Below are 23,865 nucleotides of genomic sequence, written 5' to 3'. Positions count from 1 at the left end.
CTTTTTCATGACTATTTAATTACTTCTAGTATCAGTGGGCTACTTGGAGTAATTGGGGAACAAAAGATCAATTTTTACTGACCCACATTGATTGGACCTAGTGATTTTGAAGGTTTTGATATGAAAAAGCTGATTTATTATTTTTGAGGCTTAAAAATAAGTCAGCTACTTTCACGTGACTGACTTATCGCAAAAACCTAGTAGACGAAAGAGCCAAGCCTTACATTATGCATTAATGAACAAATCTCTTTCAGCTTTGAGATAAACTATACCCCTGCACCCGCTTACATTGACTTTGTCACATTTTTGCAGGTCAATTTCTGTGTCTGTTCAACCCTACAAAAATAACTGTATTAGCATGCGTATGCCTGTGATAAGCAAAACTATAGAAAACACTTTCTTGAGTTTTGATGCGTCTAGTTTAGAAGCGAGTGATGCGCCAACTGGTGCAAACAACACGGTTAAAGGCACAATGCACAGGAGCGCAACTAGGTTAACAAGCCCGAACGTGCCGATAGGAGCATCAGCAGGTGATTGACCTAAAATGAGCATAGTCGTAGCGCCTGGCAAAGAGATAATTAACCCAATGGCAGCGGCTGTCCCCACAGCTTTATGAGCCGGATAGTTATAAAGCGTGAGTAGTGGCACAGAAATAGTCCCTCCCCCAATCCCAACCATTGAGCTGAATAAACCAATTGAGGTACTCATAGTTGCTTGTCCGGCTTTACCCGGCAGTGATTGAAATAAAGCTGATTTTCCTGTTCGAAACAGCATATTCAGAGCTGATAAGGTCGCGATTATACCAAATAATCCAGTCAACCAAGTGCCGTTGACGCGCGTTACCAGCCAACTTCCTATCAAAACACCGATAAAGATAAACACAGCCCAGCGCTTTAACAGCTCAAAATCTACATTGCCTTTTTGATTGTGCGAGCGAATTGAGCTGATAGAAGTTGGAATAATAGTCGCTAACGAGGTCGCTGTTGCAATGACCATAGCTGATTCAGGCGATACGCCAAAGCCTTGAAAAACGAAAAATAGCACCGGTACGATCACGATACCGCCGCCTACACCCAGCAAGCCTGCCAAAATCCCCGCAAATGCACCTGTTGCAACCAGCGCGATGAGTGTTGAAATATTATTGCTTAAAAACTCTATCATAGTGTAAATCAACAACGTTTAATTGAAATAAATAAAACCAACAAACGGAGACCCCATTTGTTGGTTATGTGAAAGACAAACGCAAAAATTATGCAGAGAGCTCTTTTCTTACTAATTCTGCCCCAGCGGCTAAAGCCTGTAGTTTACCTCTTGCCACTTCTCGTGATAGCGGTGCCATGCCACAATTGGTGCAAGGATAAAGTTTGTCGGCATCAACATATTTAAGTGCTTCGCGAATGGTGGCGGCGACTTCTTCTGGCGTTTCGATGTCATTGGTGGCCACATCAATAGCACCGACCATCACCTTCTTGCCTTTCAGTAATGACAACACTTCAAGCGGCACCCGACCGTTATGACATTCTAGAGAAATAATATCGATACTGGATTGCTGAATGGCTGGGAATGTTCTTTCATAATGGCGCCACTCATTGCCTAATGTTTTCTTCCAGTCGGTATTTGCTTTGATACCATAGCCATAGCAAATGTGCACAGCGGTTTCGCACTTAAGTCCTTCTGTAGCAATTTCCAGTGCTTCAATGCCCCATTCATTCACTTCATCAAGGAATACATTGAATGCAGGTTCATCAAATTGAATGATATTAACGCCAGCAGCTTCTAGCTCTTTTGCCTCTTCATTCAATGCTTTAGCAAATTCAAACGCAAGGGTTTTACGGTCTTGATAATAATCATCATAAAGCGTATCTACCATGGTCATCGGCCCTGGTAGCGCCCATTTGATTGGCTGCTGTGTTTGCGAGCGTAAGAACTTTGCATCATCAACAAATACCGGTTTTTGGCGACTTACTGGGCCAATAATGCCCGGTACACTCGCGTCGTAACGGTCACGAATTCTAACCGTTTTTTTATTTTCAAAATCAACACCGCTCAGGTTTTCGATAAATGTGGTGACAAAATGCTGACGTGTTTGCTCGCCGTCACTCACAATTTCAATACCTGCACTGTCTTGTTCTTGTAATGTTACTCTCAGTGCGTCTTTTTTGCCTGCAATCAGTTCTTCGCCTTCTAGTTTCCAAGGTGACCAAAGCTGTTCAGGTTGTGCCAACCATGACGGTTTTGGCAGACTTCCAGCGGTAGAAGTTGGGAATAGTTTTTTCATAATTAATGCATCTATACCTTAAAATCAGAATGAAGGCTGAACAAAGTTAGCAGCCCATTTTTCCAGTGTTGACTGGTGTCGCTGAATAAAGTTATCTTCACACCACTGACCTTGTTCAATCGCAAGGCGAGCACGTTCTTCTCGGTCATAAACCACTTGAGTTAAAGAGCAATCTAAGTTTTTCAGGCTTGGTTTATAAGTTTCACCAGCGGTAGAGTTTGCGTTATAAATTTCTGGGCGATAAATCTTCTGGAACGTTTCCATGGTGCTCAGCGTACTGATCAGCTCCAGTGTGCTGTAATCATTTAACAAGTCACCGAAGAAAAAGAATGCATATGGAGCAACACTGTTTTCAGGCATAAAGTAACGTACTTCCATACCCATTGTTTTGAAATACTGCTCTGTCAGTGATGATTCATTCGGCGTGTACTCAACACCTAAAATCGGATGTGTATTACTTGTACGATGATAGGTTTTATTGTCCGATACACTTAAACAAATCACCGGAGGCTTACTGAAGTTTTCTTTGTAAGCACTTGAGTTAATGAAGTCTTGAAACATTTTTCCGTGCAATTCGCCATAATTATCTGGCACAGAAAAATGATCTTTCCCTTCATTATGTTTGCGCAACAGCACGCTAAAATCGTAGTCGCGTACATACGATGAGAAGTTGTTACCCACAATACCTTCGATACGTCTGTTCGTATGGTGATCAACGATGTATGTTTTTAATACTTCGATAGTAGGAAAGGTTTCACCATTGCCCTCAACATCAATGTCAACATGCACAATATCAATTTCAACTGTATAACGATCTTTGTTTGGGTTATCCCAATTTGCCAGGCTATTAAAGCAGTTATTGATCATGTTAATTGCTTTACGAAGGTTTTCTTGACGTACTTCACCACGTGCCAAATTAGCAAAGTTTGTAGTCAGGCGCGTATCGTTTGAAGGTGAATAGTGCTCATCAAATCGAATAGTCTTAATGGAATAGGTGAAGTCGCTGCTCATAATATTGTGGGTCCTTAGCTTTAATTTAAATCTGACCTTAACGTCTGAAGCAATTCTATGACGAATAACCCATGATTAATATTGATTTAATTTTATGAATCTATGAGTTTTGCTCATAGTGAAATGCTAGCGGATTGAATACACGAATGCTCAGGAATTGTTAATTACGATGATTGGCGAACTAAGATAGTAATTAATTCTGTATTTGAAGATGCAATTTTATGAGCAAAATAGTGGATTGATTTCGTATATTTACAAGCAACTACTCGAAATAGTGCGTTGTCAATGAAAAACGGTATGACTCTGTGAAGGGCAATGCTCTATACGCACAATGTCTCGCGTAGGCCTTATATCATCTGTCTCATATTGGCAATCCGAATACTTTCATTTTTTAAGCATATAAATATAGGCGTTCGATACAAGCTTAGAAAAATCAAGTTCTAAAGCCACCGTCATCTTAATATTGTCCCCGCGATATAGTGCGTTACAAGAATGCAATGACAGACAAGTATCGCCATTAGGCAGTGCTAATGGCTGACGATTTACGCTGGGCTAATTGCCATCGGATGTTTGTAACTGTGCGCCATTTTGATAAAGGCGCTGAGGTAATCAACATTGCTATCACCTTCGCGAGTTCCCAAATAAATTTGCTTAGCGATGCCTTTTTTACCTAAACGCACAACTGATAAAGGCAATTTTGTGCTGTACTCTTCTGCCAACCAGCGTGGTAATGCCGCGACACCTCGACCACATGCAACCATTTGCAACATAATATCGGTGGTTTCGACGGTTTTGTGTTGTTTAGGGTTCACTTGATCTGGATTGAGGAACTGCGTGTAAATATCAAGGCGATCTTTTGATACTGGGTAAGTAAATAATACTTGGTCTCTAAGATCTTCTGCCTTGGCAAATTTTTGAACTGTTAATTCATGATCTTTAGGAATGACGAGCACTTGCTCATAATCAAATACAGGCTCAAAAACTAGGCCACTTTTAAAATAGGGATCCGGTGTTACCAGCAGGTCTATCTCATAATCTAGCAGAGCGCCTACTCCACCAAATTGAAATTTTTGCTTAACATCTACATCAACACCCGGCCAAGATTCTAAAAAAGGCGATACCACTTTTAATAGCCATTGATAGCAAGGGTGGCACTCCATACCAATCCTAAGTGTGCCGCGCTCACCCATGGCGATCTGTTTTAATCTTTCTTCAGCACCGTTCAATAGCGGCAGCGCACGGTTTGCTATATTGAGCAGATAACGACCAGCTTGTGTGAGCCGTAAACTTCTTCCGTCGCGCACCCAAACAGCTGTACCGAGATTGTCTTCCAGTTTACGCATGGTATGACTCAATGCTGATTGTGTTACACACAGTTCTTTTGCCGCGGCAGTCAGAGATCCTTGCTGATGAACAGCATGAATAATACGAAGATGGATACGTTCTAACATTTAAATTATGAGTAAAATTAATAGATTGTTTATAATATATCATTTTCTCTCATCGATAAACTCACCTAAACTAGCACCAATTAAATAGTCCATACGATTACATGTAAGTTTAAAAAATGAAGAATGACGTTAAAACGCTCCCTATTGCACAGTATGACGCATGTGTAACCAAGATCGAATCACTCAATAAACGTACCTTTGAAATTGAACTGTTGGCCCCAGAGGGAACAATACTGCACTATAAGTCAGGGCAATATTTGAAGCTCGAACTTGATGTTAATAATGATAGCAAACCATTGTGGCTTTCATACACGATTTCCAGCCGTTTAGAGGCTGATAAACCTAATAAAGTGTGTTTAATTATCCAAGTTGCCAGTGACTTTTCAGGTAAAGTTGTTGATTGTTTGTTTGCTGCTAAAGCAAGCAATCAGCCAGTCAAGATCATGCTTGCCATGGGCAAAGCATTTTTACAAACGAGCCTTGACCAACCTCATTTGTTTGTCGCGGCGGGTTCTGGCATATCCAAGATTAAGTGTATAACGGAAGAGATTTTACATCGAAACCCTGATGCAAATATCAATATTTACTGGTCTAATCGTCATAACGATGACTTTTTTCTTTTGGAACAGTTTCATGATTGGGCGACTACACATAAAAACTTGAATTTCACTACGATTTTAGAGTCAGCTCAGTCGGGTTGGGTAGGAAGAACTGGCTTTCTCTACGAAGTCATACAACAAGACTATACCGATCTTAAAGAAACTCATGCTTATTTATGTGGCTCACCAAAAATGGTTTATGGCACGATTGACCAGCTCAACGCTTTAGGCTTGCAAGAACGAAATTGCTATTCGGACGTTTTTGAGTTTTCACCTAGAGCCGAAAAGCTAGAAGCGTAAAATCATTTAAGCAGTATAGAACGGACCGTACTTTCACGTCACCGCCAAATATGTTTATGGCGGTGCTTTTAAGGGGTGAATAATTGTTGACTAAAATGTGTAGCCAATTGTTACGTATCCAATTTTAAGGCTTTGTTATATGCTATTAAATAATCAAACACCTTTTCTGAAATAGCTTCTAACTTTGGCTGAGTATTTTCACCTGCCACATTAGTGACAATGAAAATACCAACTTTTCTCTTCGGATAAATGACCAGCCAACTAGATGTGCCCATAGAGCCGCCACTTTGATAGAGCATTAGTTCATTTGAATCATCTTTAGCTGTATGCCAATAAAATGCCTTGCCATTGCCCGTCCAACTCTCGTCCAGAAGTTGATGAGAAAGAGCCACTTCAGGCTCTGAAGAAAATTGATGTTGAATATAACGCGTAACAGACTCAACGTTTGACGTTAATCCTCCACCAGCAAACCAATATGCACTAGCCAAAGGCATTTGATTACCATTTCCATCTGACCCAACTGTAACTTCACTTACCTCGGAGTTGGTACGCCTAAATTTCGTGCCCTGCTCTCCAGACTTGCTCGTGATCATTTCAGAAATCAATAATTCAAAAGGTTTTCGGTAAACAGATTCCAAAATATATCCAGCTAAATTAGTACCAACGCTTGAATATAAATAGTCCTCGCCGGGTATCGAGTTAAGTTTTACTTTTTTAAGATCATCAAAGTAGTCATCTCTAGAATACTTTGATATTTTTTCAAAATATTTGCCTTGCTCAATATCTTCGCGACTGGCAGCAAAATTGCCAGGCAATCCACTAGTATGAGTCAAAAGGTGCCGCAAAGTTATATACTGGCTGGACAGCTCTAAATTTTTGTATTCGTTATTTTCAAGGTAATTGCGGATATCTTTATCAAGTTCAACTTTCCCGTCATGAATTGCCCTCGCGACAGCTAACCCTGTATAAGTTTTGGTTAGAGAGCCAATTTCGTATATTGTTTGGTTGTTAGGCGTATCGCCGTTCCTTAACGCCCCTAAATGGTATTGGTAAGTATTAGCGGAGTCTACAATCGAAATTGAGACTACCTGCCCAACATTTCCATCAATAAATTCAATGAGTTCATCTTTCGTATTAGATTCAAAATTGATGGCATCATAACTTTTGCAAGAAGCCAGCACTGTAATAAATGAAATGGCCAATATCGATGGTATCGTTTGAGTTATTAATCGGCTCATTGTTTTCCTTTTAAAATCACAAAAATCATTCTTTAGACGACAAAATTGCGTAAAAGGTTTAAAGTCTGAATCAGCTTAGGAGCTTAATGCTGCGATCCCCGTAACTGACCAAAGCGCATTTTCAGGTAAATCGCAAGCACGCACACAGAGTGCCATGTGCGATTTGGCCGTATACCGACTTTTCATTAATTCAGAATGATTACTTACCGTAATATCGCGGTAAATTAACCAATTAGTGCTTTCATAAATTAACCAAAGAAGAGATAAGACAACTATACAAATAGCAGGCTAAACGAAGCAAAGAATAAGCGTAAACCTGTTGTTTTGTGTCCACAGTTCAAAGGCCTTGTTAGGTATTTTAATTATTTCTTTTGACTAACTTTACATGTTTGCATATGGACGTAAGGTGCATTAAGGCACTTTGCGCCAGTTCATCATTCATGTTCTGAAGATAGTACTTTTGACCCTTTTTTGTTTTTATAAAATATATATTGTCATCGGAGTAATTCTCGATAAAAACTTCATCAATCTCAGCGAAACATAGCTTAAACGATTTGTTAACCCAACTATTTGATTCAACGTACTCTAAATAGTCCGTGTGAAAATTAACTCCGTGACTCCCACCAATAATTACATCTCGAATTGACACAACCACAATATATATTACGACTGAGAAAAATAGAGTAATAATGACTGTAACAAAAAGTCCTGAAATCAATCCGGCTTGTTCAAAATTAATGGGCTTTCCTTCAAAATCTGAAGAGTAAAATATTAACCCCAAAAAAAACGACAATGCACATAAATTCCAAATACCTCTGGACCTTGTCTTCTCAATAAATGAATTTGATTCCATGCACTAATACCTAACGCCTTGCTAAGAGGTACGAAAAGCTTGGCAAAAATTAGCGATAAAGGAGCGCAAGCCAAGCGATTTGCGTCCTTTATGATTAAAGCGTTGGTAAGGTCTGTTTACCTTATGGGTTCATATTCAGAAATTCCAATATACTCGTCAAACTCTAGCTTTTCAGAGTCTGTTTTTAGCCGTGAGCGGCTTACACGAATAGTAAATGCACCTTTGACTTTACCATTATCATTAATCATCCAATCAAAAACGTCATCGTGTTCAAAGCCTAACCTCTGCCCTACTTGATGCCACTTTTTCATTTCTTCTGGCACTTCGAAAAATGTACCAGAAAACAGCTTTTCTTCTTCGTGATAAAAAACATGCGTCAGCCACATATATAAAAATTGTTCAGTACCAAGTTCTTCCGATAAATCAGGATCTCTAAATCTCAACTTAGCCATGTATATTACGTTACGCTGTTCTTTTACATATTGTTCGAATTGTTCAATTGTCTCTGCAGCCAATGAATGCGCCTTTTGTATTTCAAAGTCTTCATGATTTATGTTATTGAATAACGGTTCATCTGCCCTATTAACGCCTCTTAGCCCTAATAAGCCAGCTATGGCTAGTAAATATTTTTTTAAATTAACACCAATGTTCAAGGCACACCTTACTTCCCAATAGAGGCTGATAAATACTTGGCTAAAATTAGCGACGAAGGAGCGCAAGCCAAGTGTTTTGCGTCCTAGTTAGTAACTCATTAAGCGGTTACTTCATTGGTTCTGCAGGAACTGTTTTTATATATTTACTAAGTGAGAGCTTAGCCAAATCATGTTGTGCTTCTAACTTTAGCTCCTGTTTTATTGAGACAACTTTTCTTGACTCTTCAGAGTTCAAATTTGTGTGCCCATAATTCAGATTGACCTGCATCATATTGAATTAAATCAATAATTTTATGCTCGGCGAGTGTTTTTTATCTAAGGCTGCAGACCCTTTTCGAAATCTTCCCTCTGCTCTTTAACGATTATCTGACATAGGAATATTTGACCGATTTTATCCAGGAATCTTCATTCCTTGCAATGGATTTGTAATTTCATTTAAATTAAACCTTCCTGCAGTGATATTCCCCACAAATTTGACTAGCCGCTTAACATTTTATTCTACAAAAAACGGCGAATAACAGTGATATTTAACAAGCACCTAACACTGTATAAATACGTGCAAATAAATCAAAACGGGACATGCTATAAAATCGTCATTTTTCATCCATGATCCAAGCGCAAGCGAAAATCAATGGGCCAAGTCTTGAATTGTGTACATTGTAAGAATTAACGCTATAAACTCAAATACCTAAATTCATTCGGTAACTTCCTGCAAGTTTCAAGAGGCGGACTGAAGTGACTCGCATCATGTAGTGTGCAATGTGCAATGTGCAGTGTGCAGTGTGCGAGACTTTAGCCCAGTTCCTCTTAACTACGACTTTGTCGAGATACAACCTTAAAATATTGGGGATATAACCTATTATTGCTTAGTTATGTGCATTAACTTAGATTTATACAATGGGGATTAAAGGATATCGAAATTGAGAGCTATTTAAATTAGATTTGTAAAGAAATTAGTATGTTTTAGTATACTTTTGAGTGCTATTAATAAGACTTACACTTCAAACAACAAAAAAGAAGAATTTGGGTGGTAGTCTTACCAGCCACATCCCGGCACACAAGTCATCCGCTGTGGCTGCTTCCTTCCGGACCTGACCAGGTTCACGAACTATTGTTGCGAGAGGACCAATAAGACTACCATTGAGGGCCTTGTTTGGCGCGGGTTGAATTATGGCGATTTTCTTACGGGGATGCAAGCGAAAACTAAAAAAGCTTGCTCGTTTGCTGTTTGTTTAAGCAATGGAGCAAGCTTTTGATTAACTAAGTATTAAATTTATACTAGTTAGCCAGTGCGCGCTGAAATGCCTGTAGGCGTTTCTTGGCTTTTTTCATATTTTCAGGGCCCATACGCAAGAATAATTTCTGGGCATCAGATAACTGCTCCCACTCAGCGTAAGCATATTTATAAGTCACCGACTCTTGGATCAGCGGTAAGTTAGAATCAGGAATTGGAGTCTCTAATAACTCGCCAAGCGCTTCTTGCAGCGTATAGTCAAATTCATTTCCGTTATAACCAATTTCCTCATACGCTTCGTTAATAAGCGGTTTGTACTGCTCATAAAGGCGTACAAGCTGCGCCGTACTCATAGAGTTAAGCATGTTCACATACGGTGTATAGCGCTCAAAGCTGTTCGGATCAGTGACAATAATATCGTCTTCAATCACCATAAAGTTATCAGCGGGTTTGCTTACTGGGTAATGTTTCTTGGCAATTTTTCCTTGTGCAAGATTGTCTATAAACACCACGCTACGTCTTACCATATCTTCCGTAACCAGTAACTCCATTGCTTGTTTACTCAGATAATTCGCAACGCTCTCACGCACATTCGCATCGCTGTCATCTAATGTAGGCAATACCGTTTCTACGGGCTCAACGGGTCTTGCTTCTGGCTGTTCAGTTATCACTGGCTCTTGTGCAACAGGCGTTGTTGTCTCTTCAATTGGCGTTTCAACTTCACGCGACGCTTGCTGAGGTTTCGCTTCTGTACGCGCTGTGTTAACGACAGTTTTAGGGGCTTCTTCAGGCACTACGACATCCTGTCGAAATTTTGTATTTTCTGTGTCCGCGGGTTTACTTTCTTTGTTCGCTAACACAAATACAGCCACAATAATCAATGCAACCACTGCAATGGCTGCAAGAAGTAGGTGACTGTTAGAAGGCTTTTTATTTGTCCTTGGCTCTGCTGAACTGTGCTCTGACATGGAGACTCCGTAAAATTCGCTTAAATAAACCGGCAGCAACAAAACCTTGCTGCACTATGCAATTAAAACACAAACTAAATGATATCTCATCTGCGTTAACGCGCATTAATGAGAGTTTATCTCAAACTCGCACCCCTTTGCTGACATTTACATGAACATCTGAACAAACAAGCGTCATCCCTACAAAAAAACACCAAATCACAACACAATTACACACCATGGTGCGAACCCAAGTAGTGTAACTGGCTGATATCTAAATAAGATACAACATACACTTTCGTCCTAAATTGATTATAGTATATGTAAGCAGGTTATATTTTTCTTGGTGACTGCTTAGTAAAAAGAAAGGACGTGTATGAATAAGGCACACAATAGAATTGGCCAACCACACATTGCGCTTTTGCTCACGGGAGGTGGGGCTCGAGCTGCATATCAGGTCGGTGTTTTGAAAGCCATCGCGTTAAGTTTACCACGCAGTGCTCCACTGCCTTTTAAAATCATTAATGGGACTTCTGCAGGCGCAATTAATTCGACGGGGTTAGCCTGTTACTCATCCAATATGCATCTGGCAATTCGAAAAATTGAGTGGATTTGGAAGAGTTTTCATACCGACATGGTTTATAAAAGCTCTTTATTTGGCGCTTTTGGTCATTTATTGAATAATGTAATGCGCAGCTTTCAAGCTGACTATATAAACCATCCACCAGCGAGTCTTTTGGATAACACCCCACTTCGCCTACTGCTGGAAGAGGTTTTAGATCTGGCACGTATAGACCGAAATATTCACCGGGGGTTTTTGGATGCGCTGTCTGTTACGGTGTCGAGTTATTCAAATGGCAAGTCGGTCGCCTTTTTTCAAGCGAAAGACGCCAAGTCATGGCAACGGGCAAAACGCGAAGGAGTAGAAACACACCTCACGCTCGATCATTTAATGGCATCTAGCGCGATTCCTATGGTGTTTCCAAGCGTCAGAGTAAAACACAATTATTACGGGGATGGTTCAATCCACCAACTCTCTCCACTAAGCCCCTCAATTCATTTGGGTGCGAGTAAAATTTTCATCATCGGTGTTGAGCAACCCAAAGTGCACACACCATTGGGGTATGAAGCCCATTTTCCTGGTATGTCGGTCGTGGCAGGCCACTTATTAGACAGCATTTTTAGCGATACCTTACAGTCTGATTTAGAGAGACTGGAGCGAGTAAATCGCACCGTCAGCCTACTGCCCGCAAAAGAAAAGCATAAAGAGCTTAAGCGCGTAGATACTTTAGTCGTAAACCCTTCTATGAATTTTAACGAGTTAGCGATTAACTATTACGATGACCTCCCTATTGCTATAAAGCTTTTATTACGCACAATAGGGGTGAAAAAGCACTCTCAATCCAGTTTGACCAGTTACTTGCTTTTTGAAAAGAGCTATACACAAAAGCTCATCGACATTGGCTACCAAGATGGGATGGCACGGCTCGACGAAATCCGTGCCTTTTTGGAACTTGATTAAGGCAGCCCATCCATAATGAATTGCTCTGCGCGTTCTACTCGGCGCGGCTTACCCTTAAGCAACAGTACATCACTTGCCATCAACATAATATCCTCATCAGGCATCGAGATTTCTGTGCCATCTCTGCGCAGTGCTTTGACAACTACTTTGTGCCGCACAAGCTGAAGTTCTGAAATCGTTTTATCTACGGCATATGCATCTTCAGGAAGCGCTATCGCATGCAAATACTCCAATCGGTCTGAAACAAAGCTAGATTGACTATTGCCATATTCGTGTATTTCATGACTATTGCCAGTGAAAAACCCGTGTAAGTATTCATATCGGTTTTGCCGCTCCTTGCTGACGCGTTTGAAAATGCGTCGCATAGGTACACCAGACATATACAACACATGCGACACCAACATCAAACTGGCTTCGAGTGATTCAGGGACCACTTCCGTTACACCCAGCTGCTTTAAGTCTTCTAAATGGGTATCATCTTGCATACGCACGAGTATTTTAACTTCTGGCGCAAAGTGTTTTATCGCATCGATAACAATCTGGCTTTGCTCAAAGTCATCCATCGTGACAATAACTAGACGCGCCTGACTAACACATGCTGATTTTAATATTGCCTTTTGTGCTGCATGGCCAAATATTACCGGCTCACCCGCCGTTTGCGCTTCTTGAACAATAATCGGGTTTCGTTCTATGGCAATATACGGTATTGCCTCAGGCTTTAAAAAACGGGCAATGGTTTGCCCAACCCGCGCATAGCCAAAAATCACCACATGATCTTTAATCGTAGGGTCCTTAAATCCTGTATTTGAAAAGTCAGATTTATGCTCTGAATCCAGCTTAAACACCGCCAACAACCGATCTATTTGGCTAATCAAGTATGGTGTTACGGCCATAGACAACACCCCCAGAGCCAGTAGAAAAGAGGCGACATTGGGTTCAAGTAAATGGTGCTTGCTCGCCAATGCGACCAAAACAAAGCCAAACTCCCCCATTTGCCACAGCATCACACCTGATGCAAACGCGTCTCTCTTGAACTCCCCCATCAGTTGGGCACTGATATACACAATCGCAACTTTAGTGACGAGCAACAAGGCCATAGCGCCCACAATGTACATAAATGAATTGATCACAAAGCCAACATCTAACTGCATGCCTACAGTGACAAAAAATAGCCCCATTAAAATATCTCTGAATGGTCGTATCTCTGCTTCGAGTTGATGTCGATACTGACTTTCCCCTAACATCATACCTGCGAGGAACGCGCCTAACGCCATGGAGAGGCCAAAAGCATAGGTCAGCGCACCAGCACATAGCGCAACGACCAGTGTCGTTAATACAAATAACTCGTCGGTCCGTGCTAATGCCACTTCATTAAATACTTTTGGCAACACCCATTTGCCAATTGCCCAAAGTAACATACATACAAATGCACCCTTAGCCAGTGCCAAAACAAGCGCCCCAACCAAAACTTGATTGTCGGTTTGCGCCATCAAAGGAAATACAATCAACATCGGAACTACGGCAATGTCTTGAAATAACAACACCCCCACAGCAAGCTGTCCTTTTCGTAGGTTCAGCATGCCATTCTCTTTCATTATTTTTACGACGACAGCGGTTGATGAGAGCGCCACAATGCATGCGATGATCAGTGACTCAGACCAAGCGACGCCTACTTTAAATAAAAGCAACGTAACCAATAAAATAGACAGAAGTACCTGTGTACTGCCAAGTCCAAACACAACACTGCGCATCGCCATAAGCTTAGGAATAGAGAATTCCAACCCCAAGCTAAACAATAAAAATACAATTCCCAATTCAGCAATAAGATGGATCTCGTGACTATTGTCCATCCACCCATATCCACCCGCAACGAGCCCGGTAAGTAAATACGCTAAAATAGGCGGCAAGCCTACTCGTTTAAAGGACCATACGAGTGCAACCGCACACAGTAATAGCGCCACAAAACCGGTAAAATGACCATGTAAAGCATTCACAATTACGGTAAGCACTTTTTCTGAAAAAAGCCCGGCAAAATTTTGCTGCAAATGGCCTCCCCGGTGTCAAAGATTCGTTATAGATTATTTTTCACTCAACATTAACTATAGCAAGCAACTGTTTTTCAGCCAGTTTAATTTGTTGGCACGAAACTAGCTTAATTGTTTGGGAATGTTGTAATTAGGGGAATTACCAGATGGAAAATGTCCATATTTTGGCTCAGCGAACGCCTTCGCGCGGTGACTACATACCGTTTGCGACGGATCAATATGTTTCACAAGCGCCAGAACAACCAAATACATTGGTCGAAAAGTTGCAAACAACTTTGGAGGTCAATGGCATCTTAGACATTTTTGCAGGTTATGTTAAACGTATTACCGATCTCGCCGGCCTGCAATTTCATTCGAGCCAAGGCTTGTTTCAAATGCACCAGAGCGATGATCAATTGAAGCCATATACCTTCGATCTAGAATTAAATGGTCAACACTTGGGCCAACTTGTGTATTTCAGTAAATATAGCTTAAGCGGTACGATAAGAGCGAGATTGATGCAGCTTCACACATGTTTGCTGTATCCGCTCAGAAATGCCTTGATGTATCATCGTGTGCTACAACTGGCAACCAAAGACACCCTTACCGGCTTGTACAACCGCAGTCAGTTCAATGAATACTTAGAAACCAAGCTAGAGCGTAGCCGTCGTCATCACAGAAACTTTAGCTTGATGCTGTTAGATTTAGACAACTTCAAACAAGTCAACGACAAATATGGGCATAAAAAAGGTGACGAAGTTCTTGTTGAATTTGCCAATATTTTGACCTCAAGTATCCGCGCAACGGATGCCGTATTCAGGTTTGGGGGCGATGAGTTCGCCGTTCTTATCGACGATCCCGCTTTTACCACGAATAAAGTCATCGCAGAGCGTATCATGGAACGAGTAAACAACTGTAATTTACTGGCCAAACACGAAGTAACCACCAGTATTGGGTTTACGCTGGCTTCTAGCCAAGACTGCGCAAACGAAATATTCGCTAGGGCTGATGGCGGCCTTTATAAAGCCAAAGAATCGGGAAGGAACTGTGCACGCGCAGTGTAATCAAGCTAATTCGTACTTACCCTCCCCTAACGGTAAGTACGACCAGTGATTAACGGTTTTTAATTTTAAAGGCCCAGAGCAATATTGCAAAGCCACAAAAAAAGCCGTTTATCACCCACCCCAGCGACCAAAAGTCAGGTAACGTACTAAATAAAATCGACAACATAGGCGCAGCCAAACCTAAAATAAAAAAACTCCCGCCCTTACCATGCCAATAGGCAAGTAATAATGTTGCAGATAAAATCCCAACACCTATTGCCAACGCAACATTCGTCACATTAAATGTTGACATCAAAGCCAATATACAAAAAACTATACTGCAACCTAATGTTGCTAGTGGCGCTTTGTTTGCCAAAGACAAGCTTATTTTATTATTCGTTTGCATTAACTTCTTTCCAGTAAATCCCCTGCTCGCTAGCGTAGGTTTCATTAACAAAATACCCCACCGCCGCCACTAAGGTCTCATTATAGAAGATCAAAGGGACACGCGTACGTTCCCAAGTTGGTACCTTTAAATCCTTCAGCCAATGTTTCACGCTATTGTGGCCTGGCTTGCCTAGCGGTTTAATGTGTTCCGACAAACACCCAAACTTGAGAGACACTGTCTCGGCGCAAAGCGGCCTTCGAACCCCCTTCCCTTCACAAACAATAAGTTGGCGACCATCCGCTATACGAACAGGCTGAGTGAGCTTGAGATCGCTCACCACTGGCAGTGGAACTTGATCTTTTGTCACCCAATAGAGCTTGCCTTGATACAGTTTTATGCTTCCCTGAGCTAACTGAATATTGACTTGTGCATCAGGGCGCGCATTAAGTGATTGTTGTATTATTTGCGCCAATTGCTTTTTAGACGGCATATCTACATGCTTCTGTGCTAGCCAAGCACGTACGACATTGTTTTGACGTAATGCAGAGAGCGTGTTTAGTTGCGTCACAAGCAGACATTGATGTTCAGTACATCGTGTCAGATCACCGTAAGATATTTCATCGACCAGTGCTTGCTGCGCTTGCAGCAATGAAATTGACCTTAAGACACTGGGCACAAACCCTTTAAACCGTGTTTTCAAAAGCGGTAGTACGTGGTTACGTAAAAAGTTTCGATCAAAGACATCACTTTGATTGGATTCATCTTCAATATGCGCAAGTGAAAATGTTTTGGCAAACGCTTCGATGTCTGAGCGCTCAACATTTAACAGAGGCCGTAAACAGTGGCGCCCAGATTGTAGCTGTGTAGAAAATCGCATCGCACCGAGTCCTTGAAGCCCTGATCCTCTTTTCAAGCGAATAAAAAATGTTTCGACCTGATCATCAGCGTGTTGCCCTAATAAAATAGCGGAGTCAGGCAGTGCATGCTCATCCAATGCGCGATAGCGCGCCTCTCGGGCCATTGCTTCCAGACTCACCCGAGGCTTTGGGCACAATGTTACCGTCACAGCGCTAAACTCGACCGACAATGTATGACAAAGCTGCTCACAAAACCGCTGCCACTGCATCGCGCTATCCGATAATCCATGGTTTACATAAACCGCTTTGAGTGGAATGCCACGGTGTTGGTTGATATAGGTGTGACACAAATGCAGTAGTACAACAGAGTCCACACCGCCAGATAGAGCCACAGTAAAGCCGTTCTGAATACGACCACCGCTATGTTGTTCAAGCAGCATGACAAATTGCTCATATACGCTTGTGCGTTCCATAACTCTCCCCAATTTGACTACTGTGGCGTTATACCTCATCGAGCTAGAATTGCAATGAGTATTGCCATATTCACTTCATACTATGAAGTAGATCAGAAATAACTAAATTAATTTTACTAAAATAGGTCTAAAACAGCGCAAATTATATTAATACGAACAGGGCTTGGATAGGGGTAAAAGCAGCATATTATTATACGCGGACGTCGATTTTATACATTTAGACTGTATTTCCAACAAGGCGATTGAATAAAACCTACATTTCAACGTCTTACTTTTCACTTACAATTTATTTAAGACGATTAAAATTATCATTATTTACTAAAACAACACAAAAACAGATCAAACCCAAAAATGATTGACATCTGCGCCAAAATCTAGGTAAATCGCTACTTATGTATAAAAAGTCGCATTATCTTGCTGGTCTGTTTTCAAGATGCGGCTTGGGGCAGTATAATGTGAAGAAAATTGTATGTGATGACAGAGATCTCGCCTTCACGAAGGAAAAACAGTTGTTAGATGAAGAAGTATTTTGCTGTGAAAATTCGCGAACTTCTCCAAAAAATGATGTAAATAAGCAATACTGGCTAATAGTTGAAGCAACATTTAGCAAAACAAACTATGCTAGTAAAGGCGTTGCAAATAACTAAGTCATGGCACTTTGAATCTGTACTCTCTACATTGGACCGAGACAAACTTTAAAAAAATTATCAGATAGGTTAGAAAATGAGCTTAAATTATCTAGAATTTGAACTTCCAGTAGCTGAATTAGAGCAAAAAATAAAAGAGCTACAAGCTGTTAGTCGCTCAGGTTCTTTGGACCTAAGTCTGGAAGAAGAGATCAGTAAGCTGAAAGAGAAAAGCGTACAGCTAACTGAAAAAATTTACTCAGAATTAAACCCATGGCAGCTACTACAACTAGCACGTCACCCAATGCGCCCACATGCAAGCGATTACATCAAGCGCATCTTTACAGAATTCGATGAGTTTGCAGGTGATCGTGCATTTGCAAACGACCCAGCTATTATTGGCGGTACTGCACGACTAGACGGCAAGCCAGTCATGGTAATTGGTCAAGAGAAAGGTCGCGATACCGCAGAAAAGATTAAACGTAATTTTGGTATGCCTAGACCAGAGGGTTACCGCAAAGCTAAGCGTCTAATGGAAATGGCTGAGCGCTTCAAGATGCCTGTTATCACGCTGATAGACACACAAGGTGCATACCCCGGTATTGGTGCTGAAGAGCGCGGTCAAAGTGAAGCTATCGCAATGAACTTAAAAGTTATGGCTTCTTTAAAAGTGCCAACAATCTGTAGCGTAATCGGTGAAGGTGGCTCAGGTGGCGCATTGGCAATTGGTGTGGGCGACCGCGTAAACATGCTGCGTTATAGCACTTACTCAGTTATTACGCCTGAAGGTTGTGCATCTATTCTTTGGAAAAGCGCAGAAAAAGCACCTTTGGCTGCTGAAGCAATGGGCGTATCTGCACAGCGTATCAAGGACAACAACCTTATCAATGAAATTGTCTCAGAACCGTTAGGTGGCGCACACCGTGATTACGATGGGGCAGCAAGCAGCTTAAAGGCACAGATCCTAAAAGATCTCTCTGACTTATCTAAATTAAGCCAAGAAGAAATGCTTGAGCAGAGATACCAACGTCTTATGTCTTTCGGCTACTGTAACTAAGCCGTATTTGATGCAAAAAGGCCGCCAAGCTAGCTTGGCGGCCTTTTTATTTGTGTCTCGGTGAGCAAGTGCTAGTCAAACACTAGTTCAACATCCTGCCCTGTCAGCTTTTTCAACGAACGGATCAGTTCATCACTTGGGGTTACACACCACTGCATCCCCAATGTCAGCTCTGCTGTTGCATCAGGTCTTTGGTACTCAATGATCACTTCGCATGTCCCAAACTTGTATGGTTCAAGCACTCTTTTCAAGTTCTCGCCAAAGTTTGCGTCCATTTGTGTCATATTCAAAGTCATCTTCAGTGCGCTGATGCGCTTTTCACGGGCTTGAGCAATGGTATTCACCTCCCGAGCAGTCATCGAAATGCCGCCAGAGAAGTTGTCAAAAGCAACGTGGCCAGAAATCACCAGAATTTGGTTTACCTGTAGCAACTCTTGATACATCTCAAATTGCTCGGGAAAGAAGCGTACGTCAATTCGGGCACTCTTATCATCTAATGTGATCAATCCCCAACGGTTGCCCTTTTTATTTATTAAGGTTCGTGCATTTATCACCAAACCTGCCGCTGTCGAGTGAACATCTCGATTCGTTGGCTGCAAATCGACTAGCTTGCCAGACGTATAATTTCTTAACTCTTTACGATACTGATTAATTGGGTGACCGGTCAGGTATAAACCCAGCGTTTCTTTTTCACCATCTAACCACTCGTTATCACTCAGCGGAGTAGCCTTTACAAACGCTTGCGCAACTTCTTCAGGCTCCACGGCAAGCAGTCCAAATAAATCGGATTGCCCTAGCTGCTCTGCCTTATGGTGTTGCTCTGCAGACTTCATTGCGTCTTTTAAGCTCGCCAATAACGTTGCTCGGCCACCTTGCGTTGAATCTGGCCCTAATTTATCTAGCGCACCAGCATAAATCAGCTTTTCAATCACTCGGCGGTTTAAGCGTTTGAGGTCCACACGGGCACAAAAATCAAAAAGATCTTTAAACTCTCCCCCGTGTTCACGCGCTTCAAGTATGGCTTCTACTGGGCCTTCACCGACACCTTTAATCGCTCCGATACCATAAACGATTTCACCCTGCAAATTCACTGTAAACTTATACACGCCCGCATTGACATCAGGCGGGAGTAGCGTCAGCTTCATGTTTTCGCATTCGTCAACTAGGGTGACAATTTTATCTGTGTTATCCATATCCGCGGACATTACCGCGGCCATAAACTCCGCAGGAAAGTGCGTTTTCATCCACAGTGTTTGATAAGAAACAAGTGCATAGGCTGCTGAGTGAGATTTGTTGAAGCCATATCCAGCAAATTTTTCTACAAGATCGAAGATCTTCATCGAAAGTTCGCCATCGACGCCATTATTGATTGAGCCTTCTTCAAAGGTCGATCGCTGTTTGGCCATCTCTTCAGGCTTTTTCTTACCCATCGCACGACGTAGTAAGTCTGCGCCACCTAGGCTGTACCCAGCCAGTACCTGCGCTATCTGCATGACCTGCTCTTGATACAAGATAATGCCATACGTTGGCTCTAGTATCGGAGCTAAGCTTTCGTGCTGATATTGTGCATCCGGAAAGGAGATCTCTTCTCGACCGTGCTTACGGTCAATAAAGTTATCTACCATTCCTGATTGCAAGGGGCCCGGTCGAAACAGTGCCACAAGTGCAATCATATCCTCAAAACAGTCCGGCTTAAGGCGACGGATCAAGTCTTTCATACCACGAGATTCTAACTGGAATACCGCAGTGGTCTCCGCTCTAAGTAACACTTCAAAACTGGCATGATCATCCAGTGGAATCGCGTTGATATCAACAAATGGCTTTTGCTCACGTGCCAAACGCTCATTTGCCATGTCTAGCGCCCACTGCAAGATAGTCAGTGTTCTCAGACCAAGGAAGTCAAATTTAACTAAGCCGGCTGTTTCAACATCGTTTTTATCAAATTGGGTAACCGGAAACTTACCCTCTTCATCACAATACAAGGCGGCAAAGTCTGTAATGCTCGTGGGTGAGATAACAACCCCCCCAGCGTGTTTACCGGCATTTCGCGTACACCCTTCGAGGATACGGCATTTGTCGATCAACTCTTTAACTTCGTCATCACCGTCATAAGCTTCTGGCAGGCGTGGTTCTACATCAAACGCCTTCGCCAGTGTCATACCAGGGTCGCCCGGAACCAGTTTAGAGATCCGGTCAACGAAACCGTAAGGGTGCCCGAGTACTCGACCGACATCTCGAATAACCGCTTTAGCTGCCATCGTACCAAACGTAATGATCTGCGAGACGGCTTGACGACCATAAAGTTTAGCAACGTGATCGATTACCTCATCTCGTCTGTCCATACAAAAGTCGACATCGAAGTCAGGCATCGAGACACGCTCGGGGTTTAGAAATCGCTCGAATAGTAAGTCAAACTCTAGGGGATCGAGATCTGTGATTTTTAATGCATACGCGACCAAAGAGCCCGCACCAGAACCCCGCCCTGGACCAACTGGAATATTATTATCTTTACTCCACTGGATGAATTCCATTACGATCAAGAAATACCCTGGGAATCCCATTTGGTTGATTACGTCCAATTCAATTCTTAATCGATCATCATACTCAACCCGTTTGACTTTTCTATCTTCTTCGTCCGGGAATAAAAACTGTAAACGTTCTTCTAGGCCATCCTCAGAGACCTTGACCAAGAAGTCTTCAATTTTTAGGTCACCCGTTGGGTAGTCGGGTAAGAAGTAGGTGCCCAACTGCACCGTAACATTACAGCGCTTGGCTATTTCTACCGTATTCTCAAGTGCCTCTGGAATATCGCTGAACAACTCATGCATCTGCTCAGGCGTTTTTAAATACTGCTCTTTAGAGAAACGTTTGGGCCTATTTTTATCTTCGAGTGTATAGCCATCATGAATAGCCACTCGGATTTCATGAGCTTCGAAGTCTTTCTCATTCAAGAAGACCACTTCATTTGTCGCCACAACCGGAAGATTACGTTCTGCTGCCAATGCCACAGCAGCATGTAGATACGCTTCTTCGTGCTCTCTTTCAGTACGATGCAATTCTAAATAGTAATGATCAGCAAAATGTTCTTCATAAAAGGCCAGTGTTTGCTCAACCAACTGAGGGTTCCCTTTGAGCAGGGCTTTGCCTACATCGCCATCTTTTGCGCCCGAAAGAATGATCAACCCTTCTTTAAATTTGGCTAACCAAGCTTTATCAACCACTGGACGATGAAACACATGCCCACGCAAAAATGCCTCTGAGATCAGTAAGGTGAGATTCTTATAACCTTCATTGTTTTTTGCCAATACCACGATACGACAAGGCTCATCCGGAAATTCATCACTTTTGAGCCATAGATCGGCGCCGACTATTGGCTTAATCCCAGCACCATGCGCTCCACTATAAAATCTCACTAAGCCGCATAAGTTCATTTGATCAGTGATTGCAAAAGCAGGCATTTCGAGCTCTTGAGCTCGAGCGACAATCGGCTTGGTTTTTGCCAAGCCATCTACCATAGAAAAGTCACTGTGGACGCGTAAATGTACAAAATTCGGTGCTGGCATAATTAAGACTGCTCCGCGAGGATACGTTGGACAGGCTTAAAGCTCTTACGGTGATAAGGTGTAATACCATGTGTAGCCAATGCTTCAAAATGGGCTTTGGTTGGGTAGCCTTTATGGCCTGCAAAGCCGAACTCAGGAAACTTGGCATCTAACTCAATCATTTCGTTGTCACGCGTCACCTTGGCCAAAATAGATGCCGCGCTGATCTCTGGTACTAAACTATCCCCTTTTACGACCGCTTGGGCTGGTACATTAATCTGGGGGAGGCGATTGCCATCGATAAAAACAAACTCGGCGGGTACTTCCAACCCTTCAACAGCCCGTTTCATAGCCAGCATGGTCGCATGCAGTATGTTGAGTTCATCTATCTCTTCAACACTGGCACGTGCTATACAGTAGCACAGTGCTTTGTCTTTTATTTCCTGTGCAAGTGCGTTACGCTTTTTTTCAGAGAGTTTTTTGGAATCTGTTAATCCTTCAATTGGCTTGTTAGGATCCAGAATAACCGCTGCCGTAACAACGTCACCGACGAGCGGGCCGCGACCCACTTCATCTACGCCTGCTATATATTTGAAATCAGGGCGTTCAATTTGCATCTATTACCTCCGCAACTGCAATGGCTGCCTGTTCACTGGCATTCAAACGGATATCTTTATGAATTTCGTAAAAGCGCGCTATTAACGCCGAATTGTCTTCACGCAATAATGGAAGTAAAGCGTCTGTTAGCGCGTCTGGATTACACTCTTCTTGCAAAAACTCAGGCACTAAAGGCGCATCAGCAAGTAAGTTAGGTAAAGAAAAATGTTTGATATTAAAGGTGAAGAACGTGCTAAAGATTTTATAACTCAAAGTTTTTAGACGGTAGCCTACAACCATCGGCTTTTTATAAAGCATGGCTTCTAACGTGGCAGTGCCTGATGCGAGTAAGACAGCATCCGCAGCTTTCATTGCCAATGAAGATTGCCCATCCAGCAAAATTGGTCGAATATCTGGCGCCACCTTATTCATAATTTGCTTAAATTGTTTTTGTCGCTTTTCATTGACCAAAGGCACTACTATCTTCAAATCAGGGATTTTATCCACCAGTTGTTTTGCCGTTTGTAAGTAGGTTTCGCTCAATAACCCGACTTCGGAGCCCCGGCTGCCAGGAAGCAACGCCAAGACGGTATCTGAAGCGTCCAACCCAATCTCTGCCCGAGCGGCTTGCTGATCGGATTCTAGTGGAATTTCATCGGCTAGAGTATGACCAACAAAAGTACAAGGCACTTCATACTTGTCATAAAATGCTTTTTCGAATGGTAGGAGTGAAAGAACCAAGTTTGTCGCTTCAGCTATCGTATGTATTCGTTTCGGGCGCCACGCCCACACTGATGGACTAACATATTGAATGGTCTTTATGCCAGCAGCTTTTAATGGCTTTTCAACACGTAAATTAAAATCCGGTGCATCGATACCAATGAAAACATCAGGTGGATTGTCGATAAAATAATTGACGAGCTCTTTTCTAATTTTTAGTAGTCTTGGTAAACGCCCCAACACTTCTACAAGCCCCATTACTGCGAGCTCTTCCATATCGAATAAGCTCTTACAACCTTCAGCTTGCATTTTTGGACCCGCAATCCCCACAAACTGGGCATTAGGGTACCGTTTTTTAAGGGCTTTGATTAACCCTGCACCGAGAATATCGCCAGACAACTCGCCTGCAACAATACCAATGATAATTGATTTTTCGTTTGCCATTTTTGTTC

19 protein-coding genes and 1 other RNA gene are annotated in these 23,865 nt (G+C 42.2%); 5 read left to right on the top strand and 15 right to left on the bottom strand.

The features are described from left to right. Nucleotides 1-336 precede the first annotated feature (336 nt). The 4 genes from L1286_RS18380 to L1286_RS18365 form a co-directional block, all read right to left on the bottom strand. Nucleotides 337-1,161 (bottom strand): sulfite exporter TauE/SafE family protein, encoded by an 825-nt coding sequence (locus tag L1286_RS18380; RefSeq protein ID WP_268832571.1) that lies wholly within the window; start codon nt 1,159-1,161, stop codon nt 337-339. An 88-nt stretch (nt 1,162-1,249) separates the two neighbouring features. Further along, nucleotides 1,250-2,278, bottom strand: coding sequence for a methionine synthase (locus L1286_RS18375; protein ID WP_235408486.1), 1,029 nt, complete (start codon nt 2,276-2,278; stop codon nt 1,250-1,252). 24 nt (nt 2,279-2,302) lie between these two features. After that, nucleotides 2,303-3,289 (bottom strand): DUF1852 domain-containing protein, encoded by a 987-nt coding sequence (locus L1286_RS18370; protein WP_235408485.1) that lies wholly within the window; start codon nt 3,287-3,289, stop codon nt 2,303-2,305. Nucleotides 3,290-3,831: 542 nt separating this feature from the next. Continuing rightward, nucleotides 3,832-4,740, bottom strand: a complete 909-nt coding sequence (locus L1286_RS18365; protein ID WP_235408484.1) for a LysR family transcriptional regulator — start codon at nt 4,738-4,740, stop codon at nt 3,832-3,834. A 116-nt stretch (nt 4,741-4,856) separates the two neighbouring features. Here L1286_RS18365 and L1286_RS18360 point away from each other — a divergent pair, with 116 nt between their 5' ends. Beyond that, the gene (locus L1286_RS18360) at nt 4,857-5,639 is read left to right on the top strand and encodes a hypothetical protein (protein WP_235408483.1); all 783 of its coding nucleotides are present in this window, start codon (nt 4,857-4,859) and stop codon (nt 5,637-5,639) included. 110 nt (nt 5,640-5,749) lie between these two features. Here L1286_RS18360 and L1286_RS18355 read toward each other — a convergent pair whose 3' ends face one another. The 5 genes from L1286_RS18355 to L1286_RS18335 all read right to left on the bottom strand — a co-directional run bounded on the left by L1286_RS18355 (nt 5,750) and on the right by L1286_RS18335 (nt 10,585). Further along, entirely contained in the window at nt 5,750-6,877 is a 1,128-nt protein-coding gene (locus tag L1286_RS18355) for a serine hydrolase domain-containing protein (protein ID WP_235408482.1), read from the bottom strand. A gap of 358 nt (nt 6,878-7,235) precedes the next feature. Next, on the bottom strand, nt 7,236-7,730 hold the full coding sequence (locus tag L1286_RS18350; protein WP_235408481.1) for a hypothetical protein: 495 nt from the start codon (nt 7,728-7,730) through the stop codon (nt 7,236-7,238). Between the two features lie 116 nt (nt 7,731-7,846). Beyond that, nucleotides 7,847-8,383 (bottom strand): DUF2314 domain-containing protein, encoded by a 537-nt coding sequence (locus tag L1286_RS18345; protein ID WP_235408480.1) that lies wholly within the window; start codon nt 8,381-8,383, stop codon nt 7,847-7,849. 1,034 nt (nt 8,384-9,417) lie between these two features. Then, nucleotides 9,418-9,514: signal recognition particle sRNA small type (ffs, locus tag L1286_RS18340), an RNA gene on the bottom strand. A 147-nt stretch (nt 9,515-9,661) separates the two neighbouring features. After that, nucleotides 9,662-10,585, bottom strand: coding sequence for a DUF3014 domain-containing protein (locus L1286_RS18335; protein ID WP_235408479.1), 924 nt, complete (start codon nt 10,583-10,585; stop codon nt 9,662-9,664). Between the two features lie 355 nt (nt 10,586-10,940). Here L1286_RS18335 and L1286_RS18330 point away from each other — a divergent pair, with 355 nt between their 5' ends. Beyond that, nucleotides 10,941-12,086, top strand: coding sequence for a patatin-like phospholipase family protein (locus L1286_RS18330; protein WP_235408478.1), 1,146 nt, complete (start codon nt 10,941-10,943; stop codon nt 12,084-12,086). Here L1286_RS18330 and L1286_RS18325 read toward each other — a convergent pair. Next, complete coding sequence (locus tag L1286_RS18325) at nt 12,083-14,080, bottom strand: cation:proton antiporter domain-containing protein (RefSeq protein ID WP_235408496.1); 1,998 nt, start codon at nt 14,078-14,080, stop codon at nt 12,083-12,085. The genes L1286_RS18330 and L1286_RS18325 overlap by 4 nt on opposite strands. A gap of 197 nt (nt 14,081-14,277) precedes the next feature. Between L1286_RS18325 and L1286_RS18320 the strand changes: the two genes are divergently transcribed. Next, a complete protein-coding gene (locus L1286_RS18320; protein WP_235408477.1) occupies nt 14,278-15,174 on the top strand; it encodes a GGDEF domain-containing protein in 897 nt (298 codons plus the stop codon). 49 nt (nt 15,175-15,223) lie between these two features. Here the strand turns inward: L1286_RS18320 and L1286_RS18315 are convergent, their stop codons facing one another. Continuing rightward, nucleotides 15,224-15,559 (bottom strand): hypothetical protein, encoded by a 336-nt coding sequence (locus L1286_RS18315; protein WP_235408476.1) that lies wholly within the window; start codon nt 15,557-15,559, stop codon nt 15,224-15,226. After that, entirely contained in the window at nt 15,546-16,871 is a 1,326-nt protein-coding gene (gene tilS / locus L1286_RS18310; RefSeq protein WP_235408475.1) for a tRNA lysidine(34) synthetase TilS, read from the bottom strand. The genes L1286_RS18315 and tilS overlap by 14 nt, the downstream gene beginning before the upstream one ends. A gap of 392 nt (nt 16,872-17,263) precedes the next feature. Here tilS and L1286_RS18305 point away from each other — a divergent pair, with 392 nt between their 5' ends. Together L1286_RS18305 and accA are read left to right on the top strand one after the other, a co-directional pair. Continuing rightward, complete coding sequence (locus L1286_RS18305; RefSeq protein ID WP_235408474.1) at nt 17,264-17,518, top strand: hypothetical protein; 255 nt, start codon at nt 17,264-17,266, stop codon at nt 17,516-17,518. 76 nt (nt 17,519-17,594) lie between these two features. After that, complete coding sequence (gene accA / locus L1286_RS18300) at nt 17,595-18,554, top strand: acetyl-CoA carboxylase carboxyl transferase subunit alpha (protein WP_235408473.1); 960 nt, start codon at nt 17,595-17,597, stop codon at nt 18,552-18,554. A gap of 71 nt (nt 18,555-18,625) precedes the next feature. Here the strand turns inward: accA and dnaE are convergent, their stop codons facing one another. Genes dnaE through lpxB form a run of 3 tightly spaced genes read right to left on the bottom strand, consistent with a single transcriptional unit; the run spans nt 18,626 to nt 23,857 of the window. After that, complete coding sequence (gene dnaE / locus L1286_RS18295) at nt 18,626-22,117, bottom strand: DNA polymerase III subunit alpha (RefSeq protein WP_235408472.1); 3,492 nt, start codon at nt 22,115-22,117, stop codon at nt 18,626-18,628. Nucleotides 22,118-22,119: 2 nt separating this feature from the next. Beyond that, nucleotides 22,120-22,713: a ribonuclease HII gene (rnhB, locus tag L1286_RS18290; protein ID WP_235408471.1), complete on the bottom strand. Its 594-nt coding sequence runs from the start codon at nt 22,711-22,713 to the stop codon at nt 22,120-22,122. Beyond that, on the bottom strand, nt 22,703-23,857 hold the full coding sequence (gene lpxB / locus L1286_RS18285) for a lipid-A-disaccharide synthase (protein WP_235408470.1): 1,155 nt from the start codon (nt 23,855-23,857) through the stop codon (nt 22,703-22,705). The genes rnhB and lpxB overlap by 11 nt, the downstream gene beginning before the upstream one ends. Between the last annotated feature and the right edge of the window lie 8 nt (nt 23,858-23,865).

Source organism: Pseudoalteromonas sp. SMS1, assembly GCF_021530565.1.
In the GTDB taxonomy this organism is placed as follows: Bacteria; Pseudomonadota; Gammaproteobacteria; order Enterobacterales; family Alteromonadaceae; genus Pseudoalteromonas.
The sequence above is the reverse complement of the archived record's forward strand: the minus strand, read 5'-3'. Positions and strand labels throughout refer to the sequence as shown.